The sequence below is a fragment of the Pseudomonas sp. KH_046_1 genome (assembly GCF_057839025.1).
The window spans coordinates 5,360,510-5,386,272 of sequence record NZ_CM174481.1 but is presented as its reverse complement, the minus strand read 5'-3'; the positions used below and the strand labels follow the sequence as shown (position 1 = coordinate 5,386,272).

Below are 25,763 nucleotides of genomic sequence, written 5' to 3'. Positions count from 1 at the left end.
GCTGATATCCGCTTGCTCGTAAACAAAGGGCCTACCCACCGGTAAGCCCTTTCTCATCCCCGCGTACGACTCAATCCCCCAGCGCTTGCCCCTCACGCCGCGGATCGGCGCCGCCTGTCAACGACGCTTTCCCTTGGGCGTCCTTGACCCGAACAATCGCCTGGGTCCCGCTGGTCATGTCGATCTCGCTCACGCTGTGCCCTTTGTCTTTCAGCGCCTGAATCAGCGTCGGGCTGAACTGTCCCTGTTCCAGTTCGGTCGGGCCGTTGCGGCTGCCGAAGTTGGGCAGGTTGATGGCGGCTTGCGCATCGAGGTTCCAGTCGAGCAGGCCGATGGTGGATTTGGCCACGTATTCGATGATTTGCGAGCCGCCGGGGGAACCGACGGTGGCAAGGAATTCGCCGCTCTGGCGGTCGAAGATCAGAGTCGGGGCCATGGAGGAACGCGGGCGTTTGCCGGGCTCGACGCGGTTGGCGACTTTTTGCCCGTTTTCCTCGGGGATGAACGAGAAGTCGGTCATCTCGTTGTTGAGCATGAAGCCCTGAACCATGATGTGGGAGCCGAACGCCGACTCGATGGTGGTGGTCATCGACACGGCACCGCCTGCATCATCGACGGCCACCACTTGCGAGGTGGAAATCCGCAGCGGCGAACGGTCCGGCGCATAGGCCACCCGGATGCCCGGCGGAGTGCCGGGTTTGGCCGTGCCCATGCTGCGTTCGCCAATCAGGGCGGCGCGACTGGCGAGGTAGGCCGGGTCGACCAAGCCCTTGACCGGCACGGGGACGAAGTCTGCGTCGGCTAAGTATTGTGCGCGGTCGGCGTAGGCCAGGCGTTCGGCCTCGGAAATCAGATGCACGGCTTGCGGATCGGGTTCGATGCCGGCCGGGGCCGTGGTCTTGACCGGTTTCAGCGGCGCCAGCGCCAGGCGCTTGTCGCGAGTCTCCAGGGCTTGCAGTGTGCCGAGGATCTGCGCCACGGCGATCCCGCCCGACGATGGCGGCGGCATGCCGCAGACTTGCCAGCGCTTGTAGTCGGTGCACAGCGGCGCGCGCTCCTTGGCCTGGTAGTTGGCGAGGTCGCTTACGGACAAGCTGCCGGGGTTGGCGTGTCCCTGAACCTTGGTCGCGATTTCCTCGGCGACCGGGCCTTTGTACAGGGCGTCCGGGCCTTCATGGGCGATGCGCTTGAGTACGGCGGCCAGTGCCGGGTTCTTCAGGTTTGTGCCGGCGGCTTTTGGGCTGCCATCAGCATTACGAAAGTACGCCATCATTTCCGGCGAGCGCGGCATGGACGGATCCGCGGCGATCAACCGGTGCAGGCGTGGCGAAATGGCGAAGCCTTGCTCGGCGAGCTGGATGGCCGGTTCAAACAGCTGCGCCCAGGGCAGGCGTCCGTGTTTTTGATGGGCCAGTTCCAGGGCGCGCAGCACGCCGGGCGTGCCCACCGAGCGGCCGCCAATCTGCGCTTGGGTGAACCCCATCGGTTGTCCGTTGGCTTGCAGGAAAAGCTTCTCCGTCGCGCCGGCCGGGGCGGTTTCACGTCCGTCGTAGGTGCGCACGGCCTTGCCATCCCAGAGTACGATCAGAGCGCCGCCACCAATGCCCGAAGACTGCGGCTCGACCAGCGTCAACACCGCTTGCATCGCAATTGCCGCGTCGATGGCCGAGCCGCCCCGGCGCAGTATCTCCCGCCCAGCTTCGGCCGCCAGCGGGTTGGCCGCCGCGGCCATGTATTTTTCGGCGTGTTGGGTGCGCAGGTCGGTGCGAAAACCGGAAGCGCTTTCCGGTGCGAGCGGGAGCGGCAGCGTCGGCACCGAAGCGTTGTTGCATGCGGCCAGGGTCAAGGCACTGGCGAGCAGAATCAGGGCTGGCAAGCGATAGCGGCGCAAAGGGAAGGTTGAGAACACGTGGGGTACTCCGTCCGTTGGATCTACGATCAGTGGACTTTATCGGCCGACCGGGAGGGAAGCAAACCAGGTCCCACGGCACCAATGTTTTTGTCCTTCATCAATGGCAGGATTTTCTGTAGGGTCGTTGCCAACAGACAGGCCAGAAGATCAACAAGAGGCAGACATGCAAACCGAGTTCCCCACCCAGTCCAGCTATCGCAACCAGCGTGAACAGTTCCTGGCCGCGGCGACCACGGCAGGCGCAACGCTGACGGAATATCCACACCCGCTCAAAGGTCCGTTCGGCGAATCGCTGAGTACCGATGTGGCGGTGCTGGGTGATCCGGGCGCCAAGCGGCTGCTGATCGCGTTGAGCGGCACTCACGGGGTCGAAGGCTTCTATGGCTCGGGCTGTCAGATCAAATGGCTGCAGGAGTTGGGCAAGCGTTCCCTGCCAACGGACGTCGCCGTGGTCATGATCCATGCCATCAACCCTTGGGGCATGGCGTGGTTGCGCCGGGTCAACGAAGACAACATCGACCTGAACCGCAATCACCTGGATTTCCAGCGCCCGTTGCCAGACAACCAGGCCTACAACGCCCTGCATGAAATCTATGCCTGCCCGCAGTTGCGTGGCCCGCAGCGTGATCGCGCCGATGCCTTGCTCGACGAGCAGATTCGCCTGCACGGCTGGCCGGCAGTCATGTCGATTGTCGAGGGCGGTCAGCATGCTCATCCCGACGGCCTGTTTTTCGGCGGGCTGGCGCCGAGCTGGTCGAACCGCACGCTGCACAAGATCGTGCAAAAGCACGTGGCCCATGCCGAGGTCGCCATGTGTTTCGACTTGCACACGGGCGCTGGCGAGTACGGTCATCCGATGTTGTTGACCATCACCGAGTCCGCCTATCCGGCGCTGGCGGATGCGCAGGCGATTTATGGTCCGTGGCTCTACAGCCTGCAAACCGGCACCGACACCCTGAGCGAAACCGGCGTGGCGGCAACGGCCACCGGCTACACCTCGCAAGCGCTGATCAATGCGCTGCCGCAGGTGCGGCTGATGCCGTTTGTCATTGAGTGTGGGACTTATCCGGGGCCGGACGTTCACCGTCATCTGCGCGATGACCACTGGCTGCACCTTCATGGCCATCCAGGTGATGCAGTCGGGCGCGAGATCAAGTTGAATCTGCTTGAGCAGTTCTATCCCGCCGACAGCGATTGGCAGGCGATGGTCTGGTTGCGGACGTGGCAGATCTGGGAGCGGGCATTGGCCGCATTGCCGACGATTCGAACCTGATCGACGGGTGTGTGCGGTTCAGGATTTCCTGCAACCGCGGCGCACTTTTATCGAGGCATAAAAAAACGGCTTACCTTGCGGTAAGCCGTTTTTAGTACTTGGTGGCTACACAGGGACTTGAACCCCGGACCCCAGCATTATGAATGCTATGCTCTAACCAACTGAGCTATGTAGCCAAGTGGCGCGCATTATTCACCGGTAACGGGGATGCGTCAAGCACAAATCTAAAATATTTCTCTGCGCTTTCAACCGTTTATCAAAATCTATCCTCTGAGCAGGGGTGAAGGGCAGCGCTGGAACCAGCGGCTGGCCTGTTCGTACGCGTGCGCCAGTTGCAGGACAGCGAAGTCGGCCTGGTGTCTGCCGATGATCTGCAGGCCCATGGGCAGGCCGTTCTGGTTGAAGCCCACTTGTACGTTAGCCACCGGGCAGCCGGACAAGGTGCCGGGAATCACCACCTCCATCCAGCGGTGATAGGTGTCCATGGTCACGCCTTCGATGGAGGCAGGCCACGGTTGGGTTTTATCGAACGGGAATACCTGGGCGCTGGGCAGCAGCAGATAGTCGTATTTTTCGAATAGCCTGGAGATCGCCCGATACCAGTCGCTGCGCGTCACCGAGGCGGCAAACACGTCAGTGGCCGAGAGTTTCAGGCCGTTTTCCACTTCCCAGCAGGCTTCCGGTTTCAACAGCGCCCGTTTTTGCGGGTCGGCATAAGTCGCGCCCAACGAGCCGGCGACCATCCAGTGGCGCAATGTCCGCCAACTGCTCCACAGCTTCTCTGGCGCGAATTTGGATTGAACGGGTTCAATGTGGCAACCCAGGCTTTCGAAGTCGGCAAAGGCCTTCTCGCATAGCGAGAGGATGCCTTGCTCCATCGGCAGGTAGCCGTTGAAGTCGCCGAGCCAGCCCAGACGCGTGCCTTTGAAGTCTCGATCCAGCGGTGCGGCAAAGGCGCTGCCCGATTCGGCAATCGATAGCGGCGCCCGCGCATCGGCCCCGGCCTGCACCGACAACAGCAACGCTGCATCGCGCACGCTGCGAGCCATGGGGCCTTCGTAGCCGAGTTGGTCGATAAACAGATCGGCACTGTCATCGAAGGGCACGCGGCCCTGGGACGGACGGAAACCGAAGATGTTGTTGAAGGCCGCCGGGTTGCGCAGCGAGCCCATCATGTCGCTGCCGTCGGCCACCGGCACCAGGTGCATGGCCAGCGCCGCCGCCGCGCCGCCGCTGCTGCCCCCAGCGGTCTTGCTCGGGTCGTAGGCACAACCGGTCGCGCCGAACAGCGGGTTATAGCTTTGCGAACCGAGGCCGAATTCCGGGGTGTTGCTCTTGCCGATGATGATCGCGCCCGCCGCTTTGATCCGCTCGACCATGATGCCGTCGCGTTCGGGGATGAAGTCCTTGTACAGCGGCGAACCCAGGGTGGTGCGGATGCCGCGGGTCAGGGACAAGTCCTTGATGGCGTGGGGCAGGCCGTGCATCCAGCCACGGTATTGACCTTTCGCCAGTTCGGCGTCGCGGATATCGGCCTGGGCCAGCAGGTCTTGCGGCGCTTGCAGGCTCACCAGCGCATTGACCTGCGGGTTGAAGCGTTCGATATGGGCAAGATAAGTCTGCATCACTTCCCGGCAGGAAACCTGGCGCAGGCGGATGCGTTCGGCGAGCTCATGGGCCTGCAACAGGACCAGTTCGCTGATGTTATTCGAGTTCATTGCAAGCGGCCTTTCAGACGGCTGGAAAAACGCCCCGCCATTTGCGTCGGGGCGGTAGAGATCAACGCATCAGGTTGGTCCAGAGACGGTCGGCCAGGCGGATTGCGCCTTCGCCGCAGGTCTTGCTGAACACCACGTTGGTGCCTTCGGGAATGTGCAGCTCCGGCGTGTCCTTCAGGCCCGCATCGAGGAAGGGTTCCACACCCTTGATCGGGCTTTGGTGCTTGAGGAAGTTCTGGGTCATCGCCGCGTTTTCAGGCTGGCTGAGGAACGCGATGAAGGCCTTGGCGTTCGCTGGGTTCTTGCTGCCGGTCGGGATGACCATGTTGTCGACCCAGGCCAGTACACCTTCTTTTGGGTAAAGGTATTTCAGGCTCGGTTTCATCTCCCGGGCGCGCATCGACGAGCCGCCCCAGAAGGTCGACATGTCGATTTCACCCGAGGCGAGGTTTTCGCGGATCGAACCGGCCTTGGAACTATAGGTCTTGACGAAGGGTTTCTGCGCCTTGAGCAGGGTCAGGACCTGCTGCATCTGCTTCGGGTCTTCACTGCACAGCGGAATGTTCAGGTACAGGCTGGCCATGTCCACCACGTCGCTGACCGAGTCGAACATGTTGATCCGCCCTTGCAGTTCGGCCGGCGGCTCGTAAAGCACCTTGAGGCTGTCGGTGGGGCCCTTGTAGCGCTCGGTGTTGAGCACCACGCTGGTGGTGCCCCAAATGAACGGCACGGAGTAGGCGCCTTCCGGGTCCCAGGTGGGTTTTTTCAGGTTGTCGACGACGCTGGCGTAGTAGGGCTGGCTGACCGGGTCGAAACGCTCCAGCAGTTTTTCCTTGATCAGGATCGGCACGAACTGGTGCGACGGGATCGCCACGTCATAACCGGCACCGCCCTGTTTCAATTTGGCCAGCAGGGTTTCGTTGGAATCGTAGGAGTCGACTGTGACTTCGATGCCGGTTTGCTTCTGGAACTTGGCGAGAATCTCCGGTGAAAAGTAGCCGCTCCAGCTCACCACGTTGAGTTTTTCCGCGGCCTGAACGCTGCCGACCATGGTCAGCGGTAAAGTCAGGAACAACGAAGTGCCGATGCTTGCAATCAACTTGCTCATGCTATTTCCCCACAGTACGTAGAAGGTTCAGGTTTTCTTTTTGCCCAGCAGATAAGAGAGCGTGACGAACAGCACCGAGACGCCCAGGATCAGGGTCGAGACGGCATTGACGTCCGGTGTCACGCCCATGCGCAACAGGCCGAAGATGAAGATCGGCAGGGTCGTGGTACCGGCCTGGGAGACCATCATCGAGATCACGAAGTTATCCAGCGACACGATGAAGGCAAGCATCAGCCCGGAGAAAATCCCCGGCATCAGCAGCGGCAGGGTGACCTTGCGGAAGGTCCGCCACGGGCCGGCATACAGGTCGGCCGAGGCTTGTTCCAGGGACAGGTCCATGTCGTTCAGGCGTGCCCGTATCGGCAAAAAGGCGAACGGAATGCAGAACACCGTGTGCGCGATGATCAGGTTGCCGTAGCCCAGGGACAGACCGATGGTGGAGAACAGCGCCAGGGTGGCGACCCCGACCACGATTTCAGGCAGCACCAGGGGCAACATGATCGCGCCCATGGACAGTTGCAGGCCCTTGAACTTCGCACCCCGTGAAGTGCCGAGGGCGGCGAGGGTGGCGATGGCAGTGGCGACCATGCTGGCGCAGACCGCGATCAACAGACTGTTGCCAGCCGCCTGGCGCAGGGCCTGGTTAGCGAAGGCCGCGCGGTACCAGTCGAAGCTGAAACCGGTCCACACCGTGGCCGACTGGTTTGCGTTGAACGAAAACACCACCAGCACCACGATCGGCGCGTAGAGGTACAGGTAGAACAGCAAACTGAATCCGCCGAAGCCGGGGAAGTCCTGCACGCCCAGCGTATTGCGTTTGAACAGGCCGATCATCACGCACCTCCTTTGGCGATACGCTGGCGTTCGGCACGCAAGGCATAGACCGTCAGTACCAACATCACCGCCGCCATCAACACCAGCGACAGGGCCGCGCCGAATGGCCAGTTACGCGCATCGCTGAACTGGCGGAAGATCAGGTTGCCGAGCATCATCCGCGTGCCGCCGCCGAGCAGTTCCGGGGCGATCATTGCGCCCAGGCAAGGCACGAAGGTGAGGATGGCGCCGGCGAGAATCCCCGGTTTGGCGATGGGCAACACCACCTTGCGCAAGGTTCGAACGCGTCCGGCGTAGAGGTCCTGAGCGGCCTCGAGCAGGCGGATGTCCATTTTTTCCAGGGTGGCGTAGATCGGCAGTACGACGAAGGGCGCGTAGGTATAAACCAGCCCCAGCAGTACCGCGCCGTCGGTGTAGAGCAGTTGCAGCGGCTGGTCGATGACCCCGAGGCCCATCAGGCTGTTGTTGATCACCCCGGTGTTGCGCAGCAGCAGGATCCACGCATAGGTGCGGATCAACAGGTTGGCCCAGAACGGCACGGTGATCAGGAAGATCAGCAAGCCGCGACGATGGGCCGGTTGCATGGCCAGCCATACCGCCACCGGAAAACCGATCAGCAAAGTGATGAGGGTGGTCAGCCCGGCGATGCCGATGGAGCGCAGGGCGATGATCAGGTAGGAGTCGGCGAAGGCCAGGCTGTCGTCCAGTTGCCGCTCGAACAGCAGCGAGGTGTAGGCGTCAATGCTGAATACCTTGTTCACCCCGCCGTAGGGGTTGGCCTCCATCAGCGAGTAACCGATGACGATCAGGATCGGCACGATCAGGAACAGGCCGATGGCGATCAGCGCGGGGCTGACACCGAGAAAGCTCTGGAAGGCCCGCCGACGTTCCAGGGTATTGGCAATCGGTAAAGCGTGCATGGCAATTCCTCGTGCTCAATCGTGCAGGACGCTGGCGCTGCCCTGGTCGAACAACAGACCGGCCTGGCTGCCGACGGCGAAGCGTTTGCTCTGGTCGACGCAGTTGGGGGTGCGCACGGTGAGGCGCGAACCGTCGCTCAGGCTGACCTGGTATTGCAGGTCGGTGCCGAGGTAGATCTGCGCTTCGATCCGGCACGGCAGAGCGTATTCAGTGGTGGCTGGCACCAGATGCAAACGCTCGGGGCGCACGGACAATGCGACGTTGGCCCCGACCCGCACATCGCTGCACGGCTGTGCAGGCAGCGGATGACCGGCCGGACCGGCGAACCAGGCCAGGCCGTCTTCGACGCGGGTGACCGTGCCTTCGATGAAGTTGGTTTCACCGATGAAATCCGCGACAAAGCGATTGCGCGGGCGTTCGTAGATGTCTTCCGGGCGGCCGACCTGCTGCACTTCGCCTTCGGACAACACGGCGATGCGGTCGGACATGGTCAGGGCTTCTTCCTGGTCATGGGTGACGAAGATGAAGGTGATGCCGGTGCGGGCCTGAATGGTTTTCAGCTCTTCGCGCATGGCCTGGCGCAGCTTGAGATCGAGGGCCGAGAGCGGTTCGTCGAGCAGCAAGACTTTGGGGTGCGGCGCCAATGCACGAGCCAGGGCGACACGCTGTTGCTGACCGCCGGACAACTGCGCCGGCTTGCGGTTGGCAAAGCGCTCCATCTGCACCAGGGCGAGCATCTCGCGCACCCGTTCGGCCATTTGCGTTTTGTTCAGGACTTTGCCCATCGGGTGGGATTCAAGACCGAAGGCCAGGTTCTCGGCGATGGTCATGTGCGGGAACAACGCGTAATGCTGGAACACCGTGTTGACCGGGCGCTGAAAGGGCGGGCGGTCGGCGATGTTTTCGCCGTAGAGCAGAATCTCGCCTTCGGTAGGGAATTCGAACCCGGCGATCATCCGCAGGAGCGTGGTTTTGCCACAGCCTGAAGGGCCGAGAAGGGTGAAGAACTCGTTGTCGCGAATGTCCAGGTCGATGCTTTTCAGCGCCACCGGGCCAGTCTTTGGATCACCGTAGACTTTGCGCACTGAGCGGATAGACACCGCCAGCGTTTGCAGCGAATGCAGGGCATTCATGCGTTACCTCCGATTCCCCCATCGCCCGCGCACCTGCTGAAACAGCTGTGCCGTCGGGCCATGGATATTATTTTTCTGGGCAGGATCGAGATTGCGTTCGGGTGTTGTAACCAGCTGTTTTTTTGTTCTGCTGTGGATCGATTATCAGCGAGGGGTTGCGGGGGCGAAACTTCAATTTTAACATAGGGGCTGTTAAAAAATTTAACAGCAGAAGGCGCCCGGAAACCATGCCTGACCACCGTTTGCCGCCGCTCAACGCGGTGCGTGCCTTTGATGCCGCGGCCCGGCTGGGCAGCTATGTCGAAGCCTCCAAGGCCCTGCACGTGACCCAGCCGGCCATCGGCCGTCACGTAAAGTTGCTGGAAGACTGGCTGGGCATCCAACTGTTCGAGCGCACCTCTCGCGGGGTCAACCTGACGACGGCGGGGGAGAAGTATCACCGCAAGATCACCGCCGCCTTGCAGCTGATCATCGAGGCCGGAAAAGAGGCGCAGCCAAAACACGCCGAACGCTGGTTGCGCATCATGGTTGTGCCGGGGTTCGCCAAGCGCTGGCTGATGCCGCGCATCGAGGCCATGCGGCACCTGCGTCCGGGCTTGAAGTTCGCCATTGAACCCAATTCGACCTTTACCGAAGTGGATGGCAAAAGCGCTGACCTGGGCATCGTCTACGGGGTGGACGGCCAATATGCCCACTCGCGCACCAGCCTGATTTGCCCTCGGGTGTTTCCGATCTGTTCCCCCGATTATCTGGCCAGCGTCGAGCCCATCGACAGCCCCGCGGACCTGGTGAAACACAACCTGATCCACGTCGATGATGGCGAGTGGTGGAACCTGTGGTTCGCCGCCAATGACCTCGACATCCATCTCAATTCGGACATGCTCTACGTCAACAACGACCACGCATTGTCGGTGGCCGAGAGCGGGCAGGGCATTGCGCTGGCCAACGAAGTGCTGGTGCGTGAAGAACTCCATAGCGGCAAGCTGGTACGGGTGGTGGACGCGCAAGTGAAGCTGGAAAGCTATCGGGTGCTGACGCCGTCCGCCGAGCTCTCGGCGGACGTGGCGTGGTTTATCGACTGGCTCAAGAGCGAACTGGAGCAGGACTTCCCGGAGGCGGTGATCCGCGCCTGAGAAGTCCTGGCGGACTCAGCTCAAGCGGAAGCGCCCGGTATTGTCGCTTAAGGCCTTGCTGCCGTGGCTCAGAGTGTCCGCTGCCCGGTTCACCGCGCGGGCCCCTTCGAGCAAACGCACCGCCGCTTGATCGACCTGCTGGATATTGCCGCTGACCTCGTCGGCGGTACTGGCCTGTTCCTCCACCGCCGTGGCGATTTGCGCGAGCGTGTCAGTGACACTCTGCACCGCGCTGGCGATTTCCCCGAGTCGTTCACCGAGGCCGGTGACCGCTTGTGCATCGGACTCTGCCTGACTGCACGCGGCTTGCATCAGGCTGACGGCCTCATTCACCGTGTTGCGCAGGCTGTCGACCGTGCCGGCAATCTGTGCGGTCGACGATTGCGTGCGTTGCGACAGGCTGCGCACCTCATCGGCCACCACCGCGAAGCCACGCCCTTGCTCGCCCGCCCGAGCCGCCTCGATGGCGGCATTGAGTGCCAGCAGGTTGGTCTGCTCGGCGACGCCGCGAATGGTGTCGACCACCAGTTGAATCTGCTGCCCTTGTTCACTGACCCGGCCGAGTGCCGCTGCAGTGTCATTCAGGCGTTGATTGAGTTGCTGGATGCTCGCGGTGGTGCGCTGGCTGTCACGGCTGCTGTCGGCGGCAATGCGTCGGGTGTGTTGCGCGCTGCCTGACGCCTGTTCGCAACTGTGGGCCACCCCTTGTGAGGTGGCGGCCAGTTGCGTCGCCGCAGCGGCAATCTGGCTGATCTGCAACTGCTGGGCTTCGACTTCGCCCAGGGCATCGCTGGAGTGATGGTTGAGGGCTTGCACCGCATTGCTCAGTTGCAGGGTTTCGTGATCCACCCCTTGCAGGCTGCTGCGCAGTTGCACCACGGCGACATTCAGCGCGGTGCTGATGACTGCCAGTTCGTCCCGACCCTGAACCGGTACTTGCAGGCTCAGATTGCCATCGCGCAAGGCCTCGGCCAGTACCGTGATGCCGCTGGCGCTGCGGCGGATCGAGGCCTGCAAACAGATGAACAGATACAGCGCGGCCAACAGCAGACAGCCCAACACGGCGGCCACCACAATGAACTGGCGGATCGCCGAGCCGTGGTAGTAATCCAGGCGTTGATCCAGCGACACCAGCGACTGCTGACGCAACGAGGCGAGGTTGGAGAGCAGGGCATCGAGACTGCGTTCGAAATCCTCCGGCTTGAGGTTGATGCTGCCGCCGAACACGCCGTCATCCAGCACCTTCAGGCCCGCATCGAGGCGCTTGAGGCTGTCATGGTATTGCCCGGCCCAGGTTTGCAGGGCGCTGGGCAAGCGCGCTTCGAGCAGGTCTGCGGTTTTCACCAACTGCTCTCGAGCATCGCCGATGCGGCTGCGCAGGTCGCGCAGTTGCAGGCGGCTTTGCAGGGTGAACTGCCCGGACACCACCGAGGCCTGACCCACCGCCGCCAGACGACCGACCCGTTCGATCAGGTCCGGTGCATGCTGGGTGGAGATCTGCGTCAGCAAGTAGGTTTCCAGCCACGGTGCCAGCGTCAGGCGATTGTCCATGGCGATTTGCTCGCGCAAGGCTTGCAGGGCGCTCAAGGCGTTGGTGAAGCGATCATAGCCATCCGGCCACCAGCCGACATTGCTCAGGCTTTTTGAATCGAGGCCATCGAGGGCGGTTTGCAGGGCCTGGTAACGCGACAGGGTTTCACCCACGGCACTTTCTTTTTGCAGGGCATTGCCCAACTCGGCAGCGGCCTGGCTGACGGCGGGCTGAACCGCATCGAAGGCGGCCATCGCGGCGAGGGTGGCCGGCGTTGGCTGGCGATTGGTTTCGGTGGCGCGCCACCGGGCGGCGCGATCACGCTGGGCGGCGAGCAGGTCATCCAGCGCATCAAGCGCAAGCAGTTGCCGCACCCCGGCGCGTTCGCCGGAGATCAGGTTGAGTTTGTCGCGATAGTCCTGACCGATCATCCACAGGCTGCCGGCCAGCGGCAGGATAAACAGCAGAAACAACAGCTGGAATTTACGTGCGAAGCCAAAACGCCCCAGCAGCCCGATCCCCGGTGATAAAAAAGCCTGCATGCCCCATGACTCCTCTGGACACCACGCACTATTGGCGTGCGTCGGAGGTTGTCGCACCTCCGACTCGTGCCCTCTAAAAAGGCCTCGAAAGTTCACCCTTGTCCGCTCTGTAGGCCGACTCTGTAGCGAAACTTCCCATTGTCGGTCTCCTTTGTAAGGAAGCCGCGTTCAAGCCGACAAGGAAGGCAAGATTCAGACCATGGCTTTGCGCCATCAAGGTTGTGGCGATGAAAAATCGAAGTCGTTAGCAGGCTAAGGGGATGGCGTTGCCGCACCGAAAAATGGCACATTGACGCACCTGCACGTTTGTACCTCCTGTTGTCTGGAAACTCCCATGGCTATCAGCAACACCCAGACCGGCTCAGTGCCGGCGTCCGCTACGCCCCAAAGCAGTCCCTTGGTGATGCGCATCATCGGCGCGGTAGCGCTGGCGCACTTGATCAACGACCTGATCCAATCGGTGCTGCCGTCGATCTATCCGATGCTCAAGGCCAACTATGGCCTGACCTTCACCCAGGTCGGCCTGATCACCCTGACGTTCCAGTTGACGGCCTCGCTGCTGCAGCCGTGGGTCGGTTATTACACCGACCGCCATCCCAAGCCGTGGTTGTTGCCGGCGGGGACGGTCTGCACCCTGGTCGGCATTCTGATGATGTCGGTGGTCGCCAGTTTCCCGCTAATCCTGTTGGCGGCGGGGCTGATCGGCATCGGTTCATCGACCTTCCACCCGGAAGCGTCCCGTGTGGCGCGCCTGGCTTCGGGCGGGCGCTTCGGGCTGGCGCAATCGACCTTCCAGGTCGGCGGTAACGCAGGCTCGGCGTTCGGCCCGTTGCTGGCGGCGGCGATCATCATTCCCTACGGTCAAGGGCACGTGGCCTGGTTCGGCCTGTTCGCGGTGTTTGCGCTGTTCGTGCTCTACCGGATCAGCCGCTGGTACGTCAACCACTTGAACCTGTTCAAGCTCAAGCAAGGTCAGGCGGCGACTCACGGCCTGTCCAAGGGACGAGTGACCAGCGCGCTGGTGGTACTCGGGTTACTGGTGTTCTCCAAGTATTTCTACATGTCGAGCCTCACCAGCTACTTCACTTTCTACCTGATCGAGAAGTTCGACCTGTCGGTCGCCAGTTCGCAGTTGCACCTGTTCCTGTTTCTCGGCGCGGTCGCGGCGGGGACATTCTTCGGCGGGCCGATCGGCGACAAGATCGGGCGCAAGGCGGTGATCTGGTTCTCGATCCTCGGCGTTGCACCGTTCACATTATTGCTGCCCCATGTCGACCTGTTCTGGACCAGCATCCTCAGCGTCGTCATCGGCTTCATCCTCGCCTCGGCGTTCTCGGCCATCGTGGTGTACGCCCAGGAATTGGTGCCGGGCAATGTCGGGATGATCGCCGGGGTGTTCTTCGGCTTGATGTTCGGCTTCGGCGGGATTGGTGCGGCGCTGCTTGGGCATCTGGCGGACATACACGGCATCGAATACGTGTACTACCTGTGTTCGTTCCTGCCGTTGTTCGGGGTGTTGGCGATCTTCCTGCCGCGTACCAGAAAGGCCTGACTCAACACAAATCCCCCTGTGGGAGCGGGCTTGCTCGCGAAGAGGGCGTGTCAATCAGTACAACTGTAAATGACACACCGCCTTCGCGAGCAAGCCCGCTCCCACAGGGGTTCGGTGGTGTGGCGGATGATTGTTTCAGGCACAAAAAAGCCGCGAATCAAACGCGGCTTTTTTGGGGGCGTATAGCTTACACGTTGAAGCGGAAGTGCATCACGTCGCCGTCTTTGACGATGTAGTCCTTGCCTTCCAGGCGCCATTTACCGGCTTCCTTGGTACCGGCTTCGCCCTTGTACTGGATGAAGTCGTTGTAGGCGATCACTTCGGCGCGGATGAAGCCTTTTTCGAAGTCGGTGTGGATCACGCCAGCGGCTTGTGGTGCGGTGGCACCGACGCGGACGGTCCAGGCGCGGACTTCTTCGACACCGGCGGTGAAGTAGGTCTGCAGGTGCAGCATTTCGTAGCCGGCGCGGATCACGCGGTTCAGGCCAGGCTCTTCGAGGCCCAGGGCTTCGAGGAACATGTCTTTCTCTTCGCCGTCATCGAGCTCGGCGATTTCCGCTTCGATCTTGTTGCACACCGGTACAACCACGGCGCCTTCTTCTTCGGCGATGGCGCGTACAACGTCCAGGTGCGGGTTGTTCTCGAAACCGTCTTCAGCGACGTTGGCGATGTACATGACCGGTTTGGTGGTCAGCAAATGGAAGCCCTTGATCACCGCTTTTTCGTCGGCCCCCATGTTCTTCATCAGGCTGCGCGCCGGCTTGCCTTCGGTGAAGTGGGCGATCAGTTGCTCCAGCAGGCCTTTCTGGACCACTGCGTCCTTGTCACCGCCCTTGGCGTTGCGCGCGACTTTCTGCAGTTGCTTCTCGCAGCTGTCGAGGTCGGCGAAGATCAGTTCCAGTTCGATGATTTCGATGTCGCGTTTCGGGTCGACGCTGTTGGAGACGTGAATCACGTTCTCGTCTTCGAAGCAGCGGACCACGTGGGCGATGGCATCGGTTTCACGGATATTGGCCAGGAACTTGTTACCCAGACCTTCACCTTTCGACGCACCGGCAACCAGGCCGGCGATGTCGACGAACTCCATGGTGGTCGGCAGGATGCGCTTTGGATTGACGATGGCTGCCAGGGCATCCAGGCGCGGATCCGGCATCGGCACGATACCGCTGTTGGGTTCGATGGTGCAGAAGGGGAAGTTCTCGGCCGCGATCCCGGATTTGGTCAGGGCGTTGAACAGGGTGGACTTGCCGACGTTAGGCAAGCCGACGATGCCGCAATTGAATCCCATGGTGTTTCCCCTCGGATAAGAGTCAGGCCTTCTGGCTGTGCAGGTTTTTCATCGCGCGGTTCCATTCCCCGGCGAGGATATCCGGCAGCACGCCGAGGGCAAAGTCGATGCTGGCATCGAGTTTTTCCTGTTCGGCGCGTGGCGCACGACCCAGGACGAAATTTGAAACCATACTGGCAACGCCCGGGTGGCCAATGCCAAGCCGCAAGCGATGAAAGGTATTCTGATTGCCCAGTTGCGCGATGATGTCGCGCAACCCGTTGTGACCGCCATGGCCGCCGCCCTGCTTGAGCTTGGCAACGCCGGGTGGCAGGTCGAGTTCGTCGTGCGCCACGAGGATTTCTTCAGGCTTGATGCGGAAGAAACCGGCGAGTGCCGCCACGGCCTGGCCGCTGCGGTTCATGTACGTGGTGGGAATCAGCAGGCGAACATCCTGACCCTGATGCGAATAGCGCCCGGTCAGGCCGAAATATTTGCGGTCCGCCACAAGGTTCACGCCTTGTGCGTTCGCGATGCGCTCAACAAAAAGGGCCCCTGCGTTATGCCGGGTCTGTTCGTATTCAGCGCCTGGATTTCCCAGGCCAACGATCAGTTTGATGGCAGTCACGATAGGGGCCCTTCCTTGGAGTGGTGGATAACATCGCCGCAATCAGGGATAGCGGCGAAAGTGGACGAAAATTGCTCATTTACCATGATGTAAACTCCGCGTTCTCGCCCGCTTTCTCGCTATGCTCTAGTCCGCGATGTTTCCGGTCACTCCGGCGTACAGAGTAAAATTACTCTGCAGCGCCTTCTGCAGCTTCTGGAGCAACACGTGGAGCGTGAACGTTGGCAACAGCCTTGTCATCGCCGTGTGCCAGGGCCACGAACTCAACGCCTTTAGGCGCCTTGAGGTCCGACAGGTGAATGATCGAACCGATTTCAGCGTTAGCCAGGTCGACTTCGATGAACTCAGGCAGATCTTTCGGCAGGCAGGAAACTTCGATCTCGGCAACAACGTGCGAGATTTCGCCGCCTTTCTTGGTCGGTGCTTCTTCGTTGATGAAGTGCACTGGAACGATAGCGGTCAGTTTCTGGCCAGCTACTACGCGTACGAAGTCAGCGTGCATCACGTGGCCTTTGGCCGGGTGACGCTGCAGGGCTTTGATCACGACGTTCTGCTTGGTGCCACCAACGTTCAGCTCGATGATGTGGCTGTAAGCCGCTTCGTTTTCGAGCAGTTTGGCAACTTCTTTGGCCAGCATGCTGATGGATTCAGGGGCTTTTTCGCCACCGTAAACTACAGCTGGAACCAGGCTTGCGAGACGACGCAGGCGGCGGCTCGCACCTTTCCCCAGGTCGGAACGCACTTCAGCATTCAGGGTAAAATCGTTCATGTTGTATCTCCAAAATAACCACATTCGCCCCAGCGTTTGCGACCAGCGCTAAAGGCGATATGGGCAAAAAAGCCCCGCCCCGACAGGAATGCCGGGGCGGGGCGCTTTTCGTCAACGAGACATTTCGAGAAGGGCAGGGCCCTTAGCGGAACATCGCACTGATCGATTCTTCATTGCTGATGCGGCGAACCGCCTCGGCAACTACCGGCGCGATATCCAGTTGACGGATACGCGAGCAGGCTTGTGCAGCAGCGGACAACGGGATGGTGTTAGTCACCACCAGTTCGTCCAGCATGGAATTTTCGATGTTTTCGATCGCCCGACCGGACAGCACAGGGTGTGTGCAGTAGGCGAAAACCTTGGCAGCGCCATGCTCTTTCAAGGCCTTTGCCGCGTGGCACAGGGTGCCGGCGGTATCGACCATGTCATCGACCAGAATACAGGTACGCCCTTCGACATCACCGATGATATGCATCACTTCAGAGTGATTGGCTTTCTCACGGCGTTTGTCGATGATCCCGAGATCCACGCCCAGGGATTTGGCAACGGCACGTGCACGCACGACGCCGCCAATGTCCGGGGACACGATCATCAGGTTTTCGAAGCGCTGATCTTCGATGTCATCCACCAGAACCGGGGAGCCGTAGATGTTATCTACCGGAATATCGAAGAAACCCTGGATTTGGTCAGCATGCAGATCAACCGTGAGAACACGGTCGATGCCGACTACGGTAAGCATGTCAGCCACGACTTTCGCGCTGATAGCCACACGTGCGGAACGCGGACGGCGATCCTGACGGGCATAACCAAAGTAAGGAATAACAGCAGTGATACGAGTAGCCGAGGAGCGGCGGAAGGCATCAGCCATCACTACCAGTTCCATCAGGTTATCGTTGGTCGGAGCGCAAGTCGGCTGAATAATGAAGACGTCTTTACCGCGGACGTTTTCATTGATCTCGGCTGTAATTTCGCCGTCGGAGAATTTACCGACAGAGATGTCACCGAGAGGGATATGCAGCTGACGTACGACACGCCGAGCCAGATCGGGGTTAGCGTTCCCCGTAAAGACCATCATCTTGGACACGCGCAGTACCTGAAGGCTGAGGGTAACCTGGATGAGTATAGGAAAATGGCAGGGGCGGCTGGATTCGAACCAACGCATGGCAGGATCAAAACCTGCTGCCTTACCGCTTGGCGACGCCCCTGTATTTGTTGCAACGATTACCCGGTAATCGGTTCCTTTAGAGCAGACTTTGCAGCTTGCGATGCAACATCGAAACGTTGCTTCCTTTTGCTACAAACCCTGTAAGGGTCTCTGTAAGAAGGGCCGAGACTTTATCAGCTTCAGCTTTGCTTGGGAAGCCCCCAAACACACAACTTCCAGTTCCGGTGAGTTTTGCTTCGGTAAATTTACCTAACAAATTCAAAGCGTTACGTACCTCTGGATAACGCCTTGTTACCACCGGCAAGCAGTCATTTCGACTGTTTCCCTTGGGAACGGGGCGCACTTTAATGGGAGGAGTGTTACGTGTCAATAACGGATCTGAAAAAATTTCTGCCGTACTTACAGAGACTTGCGGTACCAGCACGAGATACCACGGTTCTTCCGGGTCGACAGGGGTCAGTTTTTCCCCTACACCCTCGGCAAAAGCCGCGTGGCCACGCACGAAAACCGGGACGTCGGCGCCCAGCGTCAACCCCAGGCCAGCCAGGCGATCTTCATCCCAGCCCAATTGCCACAGATGATTCAAACCAAGCAATGTTGTTGCCGCATTCGAGCTGCCGCCACCGATGCCGCCGCCCATGGGCAGGATCTTGTCGATCCAGATATCCACGCCCAGCGAGCAAGCGGATTGCTCCTGAAGTTTTCTGGCAGCCTTGACGATCAGGTTGCTGTCGTGGGGGACGCCCGGGAACTCGGTGTGCAATTGAATGACACGGTCATCGCGCAGGGCATAGGTGATTTCGTCGCCGTAATCGAGAAACTGAAACATCGTCTGCAGTTCGTGGTAGCCGTCTTCGCGGCGACCCAGGATGTGCAGCATCAAATTGAGTTTGGCCGGCGAGGGCAGCGTCAGGCGATTGTCCGGCATGTCATTGCCCCAGTTTGCGTGGTTGCCAGACCTTGATCACCAGCGTGACATCAAGGTCGGTGCCGCTGAGCTTGATGCGCTCGGGCAACCAGAAACCGTTTTGCTGGGTGTAGGCGGTGTAGTCGACCTTCCAGCCATCCTGTTCCAGGCTGGCCAGGCGGCTGTCGCCGTCCAGGGTCAGGCGACTTTTGCTGTTGGGAGCCGGGAGCCCGCGCACCCACCAGGCCAGGTCGGACACCGGCAATTTCCAGCCCAGCTGTTCTTCGAGCAGCACTTCCGGATTCGGTGCGTCGTAGCGTCCCTGGTTGGCGACTTCCAGCGACACCTTGCCCGGACGTCCGGTCAGGCGAGCCGCGCCGCGGCCCAGTGGTCCGGACAGGCGAATGTCGTAGTAATCCTGGCGCTGCAACCAGAACAGCGTGCCGCTGCCCGAGTCTTTCGGGGCACGGATGCCGATCTTGCCGTCGATCTGCCAGCCATCGAGGCCGGTCAGTTGCTGTTTGTGCTCGCGCCATTGGGCTGCGTTGCCACGACCCTCGACCGATTCGCGGGGACCCAGGCCCGCGCAACCGGCGAGCAGGGCGATAAAACTGAAAACGATGAAATGGCGCAAAAACATAATCTTAAAGAGTCTCTGATCCGGTCAGGCGTTTGATGGTACCGCGCAGGGTCGGGCTGTCGGGTTGTTCCTTGAGGAACTTGCCCCAGACTTGTTTGGCTTCACGCTGCTTGCCATTGGCCCACAGGACTTCGCCCAGGTGAGCGGCGACTTCCTGATCGGGGAATCGATCCAGGGCCTGGCGCAGCAGGCGCTCGGCTTCGTCGAGATTGCCCATGCGGTAATTCACCCAGCCAAGGCTGTCGAGTACCGCCGGGTCTTCCGGACTGATCTGGTGCGCCTGTTCGATCAGGGCCTTGGCTTCGGCGTAGCGCGTGGTGCGGTCGGACAGGGTGTAGCCGAGGGCGTTCAACGCCATGGCATTGTCCGGGTCGCGCTTGATGATCGTGCGCAGGTCTTTTTCCATCTGCGCCAGGTCATTGCGTTTTTCCGCCTGCATGGCGCGGGTGTAGAGCAGGTTCAAATCGTCCGGATATTGCTGCAAGGCTTGTTGCAGAACGTTCCAGGCCTTGTCGCCCTGATTGTTGGCGGACAGGGTTTCGGCTTCGATGAGGTACAGCTGGATCGCGTAATCCGGCTGCTCGTCGCGCTCTGCCGCCAGCTTTCTTTGCGCTTCGGCGGTCCTGCCGTTGTCTATCAGGATGTCGGCCTGACGCAATTGCGCCGGCAGGAAATCGTTGCCCGGGCCAACCTTGGCGTACTCGATCAATGCGCCTTGCGGGTCGTTTTGTTCTTCGGCGATGCGGCCGAGGTTCAGGTGTGCCGAGTCGACGTGGCTTTCCCGGGCGATCAGGTCTTCAAGATAACCCTTGGCCTCGTTCCAGGCCTTGGCTTCCAGGCAGACCAGCGCCAGCGAGTAACGCAGTTCGTCGTCTTCCGGGTACTGCTGAACCAGGCTCGAGAACTCGGCCTTGGCGTCGTCCATGCGGTCCTGTTCAACCAGCATGCGCGCGTAAGTCAGGCGCAGGCGCTTGTCGTCCGGGTATTTCTTGATGCTTTTCTGCAGCAGCGGCAAGGCTTCGTCACCGCGATTAAGGGTTTGCAACAGCCGCGCACGCAGCAGGATCGGGGCGATTTCGCCGTCTTCAGGTGGATTGTCTTCCAGCAGCTTCAACGCGCCTTTGGTGTCGCCGTCCTGTTGCATCAGCAAGGCCTTGCCGAAAATCAGCTGGCTGTTGTCCGGATGACGCTGCAACAAACGGTCGAAGCTTTGCATCAAGCCGTTGCGGGTGTCCTGGTCGGTGTCGGCCGCAGACAGCGCAAGGAAGTCGAAATGGGTGTCGCCCTTGCCTTGCAGGACTCTCTCCATATAGACCATGGAGTCGTCATAACGCCCGGCGCGTGCCAGTTGCACGGCGGCGGCACGTTGCGCTTCGAGGTCGTCGGGGGCGTTCCTGGCCCAGATCAGCGCAGTATCCAGGGCTGCCTGATCGGCGCCCAGATATTCGGCGATACGAAATGCCCGCTCGGAGATGCCCGGATCCTGGGTGTTGATGGCCTGGGTCACATAGTTGTCCAGGGCAATGTCGAAACGATTGCGCTGGCCAGCCAGTTCGGCGCTCAACAGGCTGAAGACGGTTTCCTCGCTGAATGAGCTGTAGACCTTGGGCTTTTCAGGGGCCGGGGTGCTGTCTTCAACCGACGGCGCACTGTCCGACGACACGGGTGCCAAGGCCTGGCAGCCGCTGAGGAAGACAAGAGCGAGGAGCAACGCGGAAGATCTATTCATATAGGAGGAGGACGACTAACCTGCGGTCGGATCATCATGACACAAGCTTTCGGCCAAACATAACCGGCCCGGCAATTTACCTGCCAGCCCGATAAACGACTCTGGGCGATCCTTTAAACGAGAACCGCTCGCAACGTCGGCGTCGCCTACTGGCACGATAGATATCGAGTAGTTGTTCTGATTCCGTCGAAGTAGGACAATTGTCGGCTTCACGTCACAATCAGCGACTTTGAATGGCCTTCCTTGCACTCGGTATTAACCACAAGACTGCTTCAGTAGACGTCCGCGAGCGCGTGGCTTTTACCCCTGAGCAGCTGGTTGAGGCCTTGCAGCAGCTCTGCCGACTCACCGACAGCCGCGAAGCTGCGATCCTCTCCACCTGCAATCGCAGTGAACTCTATATAGAACAGGATCACCTGTCGGCGGACGTCGTGCTGCGCTGGCTGGCCGAATATCATCATTTGAGCTACGACGAGCTGCGTGAAAGCGCCTATGTGCATGAAGATGATGCGGCAGTTCGTCACATGATGCGGGTCGCTTCCGGGCTCGACTCGCTGGTGTTGGGCGAACCGCAGATTCTCGGCCAGATGAAGTCGGCCTATGCCGTGGCCCGCGAGGCCGGCACCATCGGGCCGTTGCTCGGGCGGCTGTTCCAGGCCACGTTCAATGCGGCCAAGCAGGTGCGCACCGACACGGCCATCGGCGAGAACCCGGTGTCGGTGGCGTTTGCCGCGGTGAGCCTGGCCAAGCAGATTTTCAGCGACCTGCAGCGCAGCCAGGCCTTGTTGATCGGCGCCGGTGAGACCATCACCCTGGTCGCCCGCCATCTGCATGACCTGGGTGTAAAACGCATTGTGGTCGCCAACCGTACCCTGGAGCGCGCGAGCATTCTGGCCGAGCAGTTCGGTGCACATGCGGTGTTGTTGTCGGATATTCCGGCAGAACTGGTGCGCAGCGATATCGTCATCAGTTCCACCGCCAGCCAGTTGCCGATTCTGGGCAAGGGTGCAGTGGAAAGCGCCTTGAAACTGCGCAAGCACAAACCGATCTTCATGGTGGATATCGCTGTTCCCCGTGACATCGAGCCAGAAGTCGGCGAACTGGACGACGTTTACCTCTATAGCGTCGACGATCTCCACGAAGTGGTCGCCGAGAACCTCAAGAGTCGTCAGGGCGCAGCCCAGGCCGCCGAAGAGATGGTCTCGATCGGCGCCGAAGACTTCATGGTCCGCCTGCGCGAGTTGGCGGCGGTGGACGTGCTCAAGGCCTATCGTCAACAGAGCGAACGCCTGCGCGACGAAGAATTGCAAAAGGCCCAGCGCATGCTGGCCAACGGCAGCAGTGCCGAAGAGGTGCTGGTGCAACTGGCCCGCGGGCTGACCAACAAACTGTTGCACGCACCGAGCGTGCAGTTGAAAAAGCTCTCTGCCGAAGGTCGCCTGGATGCGCTGGCGATGGCCCAGGAACTCTTTGCCCTCGGTGAGGGCTCATCGGATAGCTTTTCGGATAAAAAACCGCAATGAAAGCGTCACTGCTCAATAAGCTGGATATCCTCCAGGACCGTTTCGAGGAATTGACTGCCCTGCTGGGCGACGGCGAGGTCATTTCCGATCAGAACAAGTTCCGCACCTATTCCAAGGAGTACGCGGAAGTTGAACCGATCGTGGGCGCCTACAAAGAACTGCTGAAAGTGCAGGACGACCTCGAAGGCGCTCAGGCACTGCTCAAGGACAGCGACCCGGACATGCGTGAAATGGCCGTGGAAGAAGTCCGCGAGGCCAAGGAACGCCTGGTCACGATCGAGGCCGACCTGCAACGCATGCTGCTGCCCAAGGACCCGAACGACGGGCGCAACGTGTTCCTCGAAATCCGTGCCGGCACTGGCGGCGACGAGGCGGCGATTTTCTCCGGCGACCTGTTCCGCATGTATTCGCGTTACGCCGAGCGCCGTGGCTGGCGGGTGGAGATCCTCTCGGAAAACGAGGGTGAGCACGGCGGCTATAAAGAGGTGATTGCCCGGGTCGAGGGCGACAACGTCTACGGCAAGCTGAAGTTCGAATCCGGCGCACACCGTGTGCAGCGGGTTCCGGCGACCGAATCCCAGGGCCGCATCCACACGTCGGCCTGCACCGTAGCGGTATTGCCCGAGCCGGACGAACAGGAAGTCATCGAGATCAACCCGGCCGACCTGCGCGTCGATACCTATCGCTCCTCCGGCGCCGGTGGCCAGCACGTCAACAAGACCGACTCGGCGATCCGAATCACGCACTTGCCGTCCGGCATCGTGGTCGAGTGCCAGGAAGAACGTTCACAGCACAAGAACCGCGCCCGGGCGATGTCCTGGTTGTCGGCCAAGCTGAACGATCAGCAGACCTCCGCCGCAGCCAACGCCATCGCCAGCGAGCGCAAGTTGCTGGTCGGCTCCGGCGACCGTTCCGAGCGCATTCGCACCTATAATTTTGCCCAGGGTCGGGTCACCGACCACCGGGTCAACCTGACCTTGTATTCCCTCGACGAGATCCTCGCCGGCGGTGTCGAGGCGGTGATCGAGCCGTTGCTGGCCGAGTACCAGGCCGATCAACTGGCCGCGATAGGTGAGTAAATGACGATCATTGCCAGTTTGTTGCGCGCCGCTGATTTACCCGACTCGCCGACGGCGCGTCTGGATGCCGAATTGCTGCTGGCGGCGGCCTTGGGCAAGTCCCGCAGTTTCCTGCACACCTGGCCGGAGCGCATCGTGCCGAGCGAAGCGGCGCTGACGTTTGCCGAATATTTGCAACGCCGCCGCAGCGGTGAGCCGGTGGCCTATATCCTCGGCCAGCAGGGCTTCTGGAAGCTGGACCTGGAAGTGGCGCCGCACACGCTGATCCCGCGCCCCGACACCGAACTGCTGGTGGAAGCCGCGCTGGAACTGTTACCGGCCACACCGGCCAAGGTGCTCGACCTCGGCACCGGCAGCGGCGCCATCGCCCTGGCCCTGGCCAGTGAGCGTCCGGCGTGGAACGTCACTGCCGTGGATCGCGTGCTGGAGGCCGTGGCCCTGGCCGAGCGCAATCGCCAGCGTCTGCACCTGAACAACGCCAAGGTACTGAGCAGTCATTGGTTCAGCGCCCTGGAAGGTCAGCGTTTTCAACTGATCATCAGCAATCCGCCCTACATCGCAGCGACCGATCCGCATCTGGTTGAGGGCGATGTGCGCTTTGAACCGGCCAGCGCTTTGGTGGCGGGAGTCGACGGGCTTGACGATCTGCGCCTGATCGTCGCCCAGGCGCCGGAGCATCTGGATGCCGGCGGTTGGCTGATGCTCGAACACGGCTATGATCAGGCCGAGGCAGTTCGCGATTTATTGCTGACCCGCGGATTTGAAGAAGTCCACAGCCGCACCGATCTGGGCGGTCACCAACGCATCAGTCTGGGGCGCCTGCCGTGCTGAATGATCAGGAGTTGTTGCGCTACAGTCGGCAGATTCTGCTGCAACACATCGATATCGACGGCCAGTTGCGGCTCAAGGAAAGCCGCGTATTGATCGTCGGTCTTGGCGGCCTTGGCGCGCCAGTGGCGCTGTATCTGGCGGCCGCCGGCGTTGGCGAGTTGCACCTGGCGGACTTCGACACGGTCGACCTGACCAACCTGCAACGGCAGATCATTCACGACACCGACAGCGTCGGCATGACCAAGGTCGATTCGGCGCTCAAGCGGCTGACGGCGATCAATCCCGAGATCCAGTTGATCGCCCATCGTGCGGCGCTGGACGAAGACTCCCTGGCCGCCGTGGTGGCCGGGGTAGATCTGGTCCTCGATTGCTCTGACAACTTTTCCACCCGTGAGGCGGTCAACGCCGCTTGCGTAACCGCCGGCAAACCGCTGGTCAGCGGCGCGGCGATTCGCCTCGAAGGGCAACTGTCGGTGTTCGATCCGCGTCGGTCGGAGAGTCCGTGCTACCACTGTTTGTACGGGCACGGCAGCGAGGCCGAATTGACCTGTAGCGAGGCCGGCGTAGTCGGTCCGCTGGTGGGGCTGGTCGGCAGTCTGCAAGCCCTCGAAGCGCTGAAGTTGCTGGCCGGATTCGGCGAGCCGCTGGTGGGGCGGCTGCTGTTGATCGATGCCTTGGGCACGCGCTTCCGTGAATTGCGGGTCAAGCGCGATCCGGGTTGCAGCGTCTGTGGGTCGAAACATGCGTGAAGCGCCGATAGGCGTGTTCGACTCCGGTGTCGGCGGGCTCTCGGTACTGGCCGAGATCCAGCGTTTACTGCCCAATGAATCTCTGCTGTACGTCGCCGACTGCGGGAATGTTCCCTACGGCGAGAAAACCCCGGAATTTATCCAGCAACGTTGCAGCTTGATGGCCGACTTCTTTCGGCAACAGGGCGCCAAGGCCCTGGTGCTGGCGTGCAACACGGCCACGGTGGCCGGCGTCGCCGACTTGCGTCGCGACTACCCAGAATGGCCCATCGTCGGCATGGAGCCGGCAGTCAAACCGGCCGCCGCCGCAACCCATTCCGGCGTGGTGGGGGTGCTGGCCACCACCGGCACTTTGCAAAGTGCCAAGTTCGCAGCGTTACTCGACCGCTTCGCCACGGACGTGAAAGTGATCACCCAGCCCTGTCCCGGGCTGGTGGAGCTGATTGAAAATGGCGACCTGCGCAGCCCCGAGTTGCGCCAGCTATTGGCCGGGTATGTCCGGCCATTGTTGGCTGCTGGCGCGGACACCCTGATTCTCGGTTGCACCCATTACCCCTTTCTCAAACCGATGCTGCGGCAGATGATCCCCGAGGACATCAGCCTGATCGACACCGGCGCCGCCGTCGCGCGCCAGCTTCAGCGTCTGCTGGCCGAAGGCGAGCTGCTCGCCGAGGGGCCTGCTCGCGAAGCGCAGTTCTGGACCAGCGCCGATCCGCTACATTTCAGAAATATCTTGCCGATATTGTGGAATACCGCTGGCGTTGTGCGAAGCTTCAACAGGTAGAAGGCTGTCCGGGGGGGAATACGAAGAGTCGGGTG

22 protein-coding genes and 2 tRNA genes are annotated in these 25,763 nt (G+C 61.0%); 8 read left to right on the top strand and 16 right to left on the bottom strand.

The window, feature by feature from the left end; translation table 11 throughout:
* Window positions 1-70: 70 nt before the first annotated feature.
* Window positions 71-1,909: a gamma-glutamyltransferase gene (gene ggt, locus AC3IT9_RS24635; protein WP_353741582.1), complete on the bottom strand. Its 1,839-nt coding sequence runs from the start codon at window positions 1,907-1,909 to the stop codon at window positions 71-73.
* A gap of 166 nt (window positions 1,910-2,075) precedes the next feature.
* Here ggt and AC3IT9_RS24630 point away from each other — a divergent pair, with 166 nt between their 5' ends.
* Window positions 2,076-3,185, top strand: a complete 1,110-nt coding sequence (locus AC3IT9_RS24630) for a DUF2817 domain-containing protein (RefSeq protein WP_489271224.1) — start codon at window positions 2,076-2,078, stop codon at window positions 3,183-3,185.
* A gap of 99 nt (window positions 3,186-3,284) precedes the next feature.
* On the opposite strand, the gene AC3IT9_RS24625 is transcribed toward AC3IT9_RS24630, so the two are convergent.
* The 6 genes from AC3IT9_RS24625 to AC3IT9_RS24600 form a co-directional block, all read right to left on the bottom strand.
* Window positions 3,285-3,361, bottom strand: a tRNA-Met gene (locus AC3IT9_RS24625).
* An 87-nt stretch (window positions 3,362-3,448) separates the two neighbouring features.
* Window positions 3,449-4,903: an amidase gene (locus AC3IT9_RS24620; protein WP_150756384.1), complete on the bottom strand. Its 1,455-nt coding sequence runs from the start codon at window positions 4,901-4,903 to the stop codon at window positions 3,449-3,451.
* Window positions 4,904-4,964: 61 nt separating this feature from the next.
* Complete coding sequence (locus AC3IT9_RS24615; RefSeq protein ID WP_150756383.1) at window positions 4,965-6,011, bottom strand: ABC transporter substrate-binding protein; 1,047 nt, start codon at window positions 6,009-6,011, stop codon at window positions 4,965-4,967.
* A 27-nt stretch (window positions 6,012-6,038) separates the two neighbouring features.
* Window positions 6,039-6,845: an ABC transporter permease gene (locus tag AC3IT9_RS24610; protein WP_150756382.1), complete on the bottom strand. Its 807-nt coding sequence runs from the start codon at window positions 6,843-6,845 to the stop codon at window positions 6,039-6,041.
* On the bottom strand, window positions 6,845-7,765 hold the full coding sequence (locus AC3IT9_RS24605) for an ABC transporter permease (RefSeq protein WP_489271223.1): 921 nt from the start codon (window positions 7,763-7,765) through the stop codon (window positions 6,845-6,847). The genes AC3IT9_RS24610 and AC3IT9_RS24605 overlap by 1 nt, the downstream gene beginning before the upstream one ends.
* A gap of 15 nt (window positions 7,766-7,780) precedes the next feature.
* On the bottom strand, window positions 7,781-8,899 hold the full coding sequence (locus AC3IT9_RS24600; protein WP_150756381.1) for an ABC transporter ATP-binding protein: 1,119 nt from the start codon (window positions 8,897-8,899) through the stop codon (window positions 7,781-7,783).
* A 227-nt stretch (window positions 8,900-9,126) separates the two neighbouring features.
* Between AC3IT9_RS24600 and AC3IT9_RS24595 the strand changes: the two genes are divergently transcribed.
* Complete coding sequence (locus AC3IT9_RS24595) at window positions 9,127-10,032, top strand: LysR substrate-binding domain-containing protein (RefSeq protein WP_150756380.1); 906 nt, start codon at window positions 9,127-9,129, stop codon at window positions 10,030-10,032.
* A gap of 15 nt (window positions 10,033-10,047) precedes the next feature.
* Here the strand turns inward: AC3IT9_RS24595 and AC3IT9_RS24590 are convergent, their stop codons facing one another.
* Window positions 10,048-12,105, bottom strand: coding sequence for a methyl-accepting chemotaxis protein (locus tag AC3IT9_RS24590; protein ID WP_489271222.1), 2,058 nt, complete (start codon window positions 12,103-12,105; stop codon window positions 10,048-10,050).
* A 334-nt stretch (window positions 12,106-12,439) separates the two neighbouring features.
* Here AC3IT9_RS24590 and AC3IT9_RS24585 point away from each other — a divergent pair, with 334 nt between their 5' ends.
* Window positions 12,440-13,657 (top strand): MFS transporter, encoded by a 1,218-nt coding sequence (locus AC3IT9_RS24585; protein ID WP_489271220.1) that lies wholly within the window; start codon window positions 12,440-12,442, stop codon window positions 13,655-13,657.
* Between the two features lie 187 nt (window positions 13,658-13,844).
* On the opposite strand, the gene ychF is transcribed toward AC3IT9_RS24585, so the two are convergent.
* The 8 genes from ychF to AC3IT9_RS24545 form a co-directional block, all read right to left on the bottom strand.
* Window positions 13,845-14,945: a redox-regulated ATPase YchF gene (gene ychF, locus AC3IT9_RS24580; protein ID WP_150728018.1), complete on the bottom strand. Its 1,101-nt coding sequence runs from the start codon at window positions 14,943-14,945 to the stop codon at window positions 13,845-13,847.
* Window positions 14,946-14,967: 22 nt separating this feature from the next.
* Window positions 14,968-15,552 (bottom strand): aminoacyl-tRNA hydrolase, encoded by a 585-nt coding sequence (gene pth, locus AC3IT9_RS24575; protein ID WP_046030136.1) that lies wholly within the window; start codon window positions 15,550-15,552, stop codon window positions 14,968-14,970.
* 169 nt (window positions 15,553-15,721) lie between these two features.
* Complete coding sequence (locus AC3IT9_RS24570) at window positions 15,722-16,321, bottom strand: 50S ribosomal protein L25/general stress protein Ctc (protein ID WP_008046051.1); 600 nt, start codon at window positions 16,319-16,321, stop codon at window positions 15,722-15,724.
* Window positions 16,322-16,463: 142 nt separating this feature from the next.
* Window positions 16,464-17,405, bottom strand: a complete 942-nt coding sequence (locus AC3IT9_RS24565; RefSeq protein WP_003208392.1) for a ribose-phosphate pyrophosphokinase — start codon at window positions 17,403-17,405, stop codon at window positions 16,464-16,466.
* A 46-nt stretch (window positions 17,406-17,451) separates the two neighbouring features.
* Window positions 17,452-17,526 (bottom strand) — tRNA-Gln (locus tag AC3IT9_RS24560).
* 36 nt (window positions 17,527-17,562) lie between these two features.
* Window positions 17,563-18,414 carry a 4-(cytidine 5'-diphospho)-2-C-methyl-D-erythritol kinase gene (gene ispE / locus AC3IT9_RS24555; protein ID WP_489271219.1) on the bottom strand — a complete coding sequence of 284 codons (852 nt, stop codon included), beginning with the start codon at window positions 18,412-18,414 and terminating at the stop codon, window positions 17,563-17,565.
* A 1-nt stretch (window position 18,415) separates the two neighbouring features.
* Window positions 18,416-19,033, bottom strand: a complete 618-nt coding sequence (lolB, locus tag AC3IT9_RS24550) for a lipoprotein insertase outer membrane protein LolB (RefSeq protein WP_489271218.1) — start codon at window positions 19,031-19,033, stop codon at window positions 18,416-18,418.
* Window positions 19,034-19,037: 4 nt separating this feature from the next.
* The gene (locus AC3IT9_RS24545) at window positions 19,038-20,762 is read right to left on the bottom strand and encodes a tetratricopeptide repeat protein (protein ID WP_489271217.1); all 1,725 of its coding nucleotides are present in this window, start codon (window positions 20,760-20,762) and stop codon (window positions 19,038-19,040) included.
* A 233-nt stretch (window positions 20,763-20,995) separates the two neighbouring features.
* On the opposite strand from AC3IT9_RS24545, the gene hemA reads away from it, so the two are divergent.
* From hemA to murI, 5 genes are read left to right on the top strand one after another with little or no spacing between them, the layout of a single operon-like run.
* On the top strand, window positions 20,996-22,285 hold the full coding sequence (gene hemA / locus AC3IT9_RS24540) for a glutamyl-tRNA reductase (RefSeq protein WP_056726273.1): 1,290 nt from the start codon (window positions 20,996-20,998) through the stop codon (window positions 22,283-22,285).
* On the top strand, window positions 22,282-23,364 hold the full coding sequence (gene prfA, locus AC3IT9_RS24535) for a peptide chain release factor 1 (RefSeq protein ID WP_489271216.1): 1,083 nt from the start codon (window positions 22,282-22,284) through the stop codon (window positions 23,362-23,364). Before hemA ends, prfA begins: the two co-directional genes overlap by 4 nt.
* A complete protein-coding gene (prmC, locus tag AC3IT9_RS24530) occupies window positions 23,365-24,195 on the top strand; it encodes a peptide chain release factor N(5)-glutamine methyltransferase (RefSeq protein WP_423502310.1) in 831 nt (276 codons plus the stop codon).
* Window positions 24,189-24,944 (top strand): molybdopterin-synthase adenylyltransferase MoeB, encoded by a 756-nt coding sequence (locus tag AC3IT9_RS24525; protein WP_150759017.1) that lies wholly within the window; start codon window positions 24,189-24,191, stop codon window positions 24,942-24,944. The genes prmC and AC3IT9_RS24525 overlap by 7 nt, the downstream gene beginning before the upstream one ends.
* The gene (murI, locus tag AC3IT9_RS24520; RefSeq protein WP_489271215.1) at window positions 24,937-25,728 is read left to right on the top strand and encodes a glutamate racemase; all 792 of its coding nucleotides are present in this window, start codon (window positions 24,937-24,939) and stop codon (window positions 25,726-25,728) included. The genes AC3IT9_RS24525 and murI overlap by 8 nt, the downstream gene beginning before the upstream one ends.
* Window positions 25,729-25,763 lie beyond the last annotated feature (35 nt).

Coding starts and splice junctions, on each gene's coding strand:
- AC3IT9_RS24545 (WP_489271217.1), bottom strand. CDS start 20,762: ATGAATAGATCTTCCGCGTTGCTCCTCGCTCTTGTCTTCCTCAGCGGC.
- murI (WP_489271215.1), top strand. CDS start 24,937: ATGCGTGAAGCGCCGATAGGCGTGTTCGACTCCGGTGTCGGCGGGCTC.
- AC3IT9_RS24615 (WP_150756383.1), bottom strand. CDS start 6,011: ATGAGCAAGTTGATTGCAAGCATCGGCACTTCGTTGTTCCTGACTTTA.
- AC3IT9_RS24595 (WP_150756380.1), top strand. CDS start 9,127: ATGCCTGACCACCGTTTGCCGCCGCTCAACGCGGTGCGTGCCTTTGAT.
- lolB (WP_489271218.1), bottom strand. CDS start 19,033: ATGTTTTTGCGCCATTTCATCGTTTTCAGTTTTATCGCCCTGCTCGCC.
- hemA (WP_056726273.1), top strand. CDS start 20,996: ATGGCCTTCCTTGCACTCGGTATTAACCACAAGACTGCTTCAGTAGAC.
- AC3IT9_RS24600 (WP_150756381.1), bottom strand. CDS start 8,899: ATGAATGCCCTGCATTCGCTGCAAACGCTGGCGGTGTCTATCCGCTCA.
- AC3IT9_RS24610 (WP_150756382.1), bottom strand. CDS start 6,845: ATGATCGGCCTGTTCAAACGCAATACGCTGGGCGTGCAGGACTTCCCC.
- AC3IT9_RS24605 (WP_489271223.1), bottom strand. CDS start 7,765: ATGCACGCTTTACCGATTGCCAATACCCTGGAACGTCGGCGGGCCTTC.
- AC3IT9_RS24585 (WP_489271220.1), top strand. CDS start 12,440: ATGGCTATCAGCAACACCCAGACCGGCTCAGTGCCGGCGTCCGCTACG.
- AC3IT9_RS24570 (WP_008046051.1), bottom strand. CDS start 16,321: ATGAACGATTTTACCCTGAATGCTGAAGTGCGTTCCGACCTGGGGAAA.
- prmC (WP_423502310.1), top strand. CDS start 23,365: ATGACGATCATTGCCAGTTTGTTGCGCGCCGCTGATTTACCCGACTCG.
- prfA (WP_489271216.1), top strand. CDS start 22,282: ATGAAAGCGTCACTGCTCAATAAGCTGGATATCCTCCAGGACCGTTTC.
- AC3IT9_RS24630 (WP_489271224.1), top strand. CDS start 2,076: ATGCAAACCGAGTTCCCCACCCAGTCCAGCTATCGCAACCAGCGTGAA.
- AC3IT9_RS24590 (WP_489271222.1), bottom strand. CDS start 12,105: ATGCAGGCTTTTTTATCACCGGGGATCGGGCTGCTGGGGCGTTTTGGC.
- AC3IT9_RS24620 (WP_150756384.1), bottom strand. CDS start 4,903: ATGAACTCGAATAACATCAGCGAACTGGTCCTGTTGCAGGCCCATGAG.
- ispE (WP_489271219.1), bottom strand. CDS start 18,414: ATGCCGGACAATCGCCTGACGCTGCCCTCGCCGGCCAAACTCAATTTG.
- ychF (WP_150728018.1), bottom strand. CDS start 14,945: ATGGGATTCAATTGCGGCATCGTCGGCTTGCCTAACGTCGGCAAGTCC.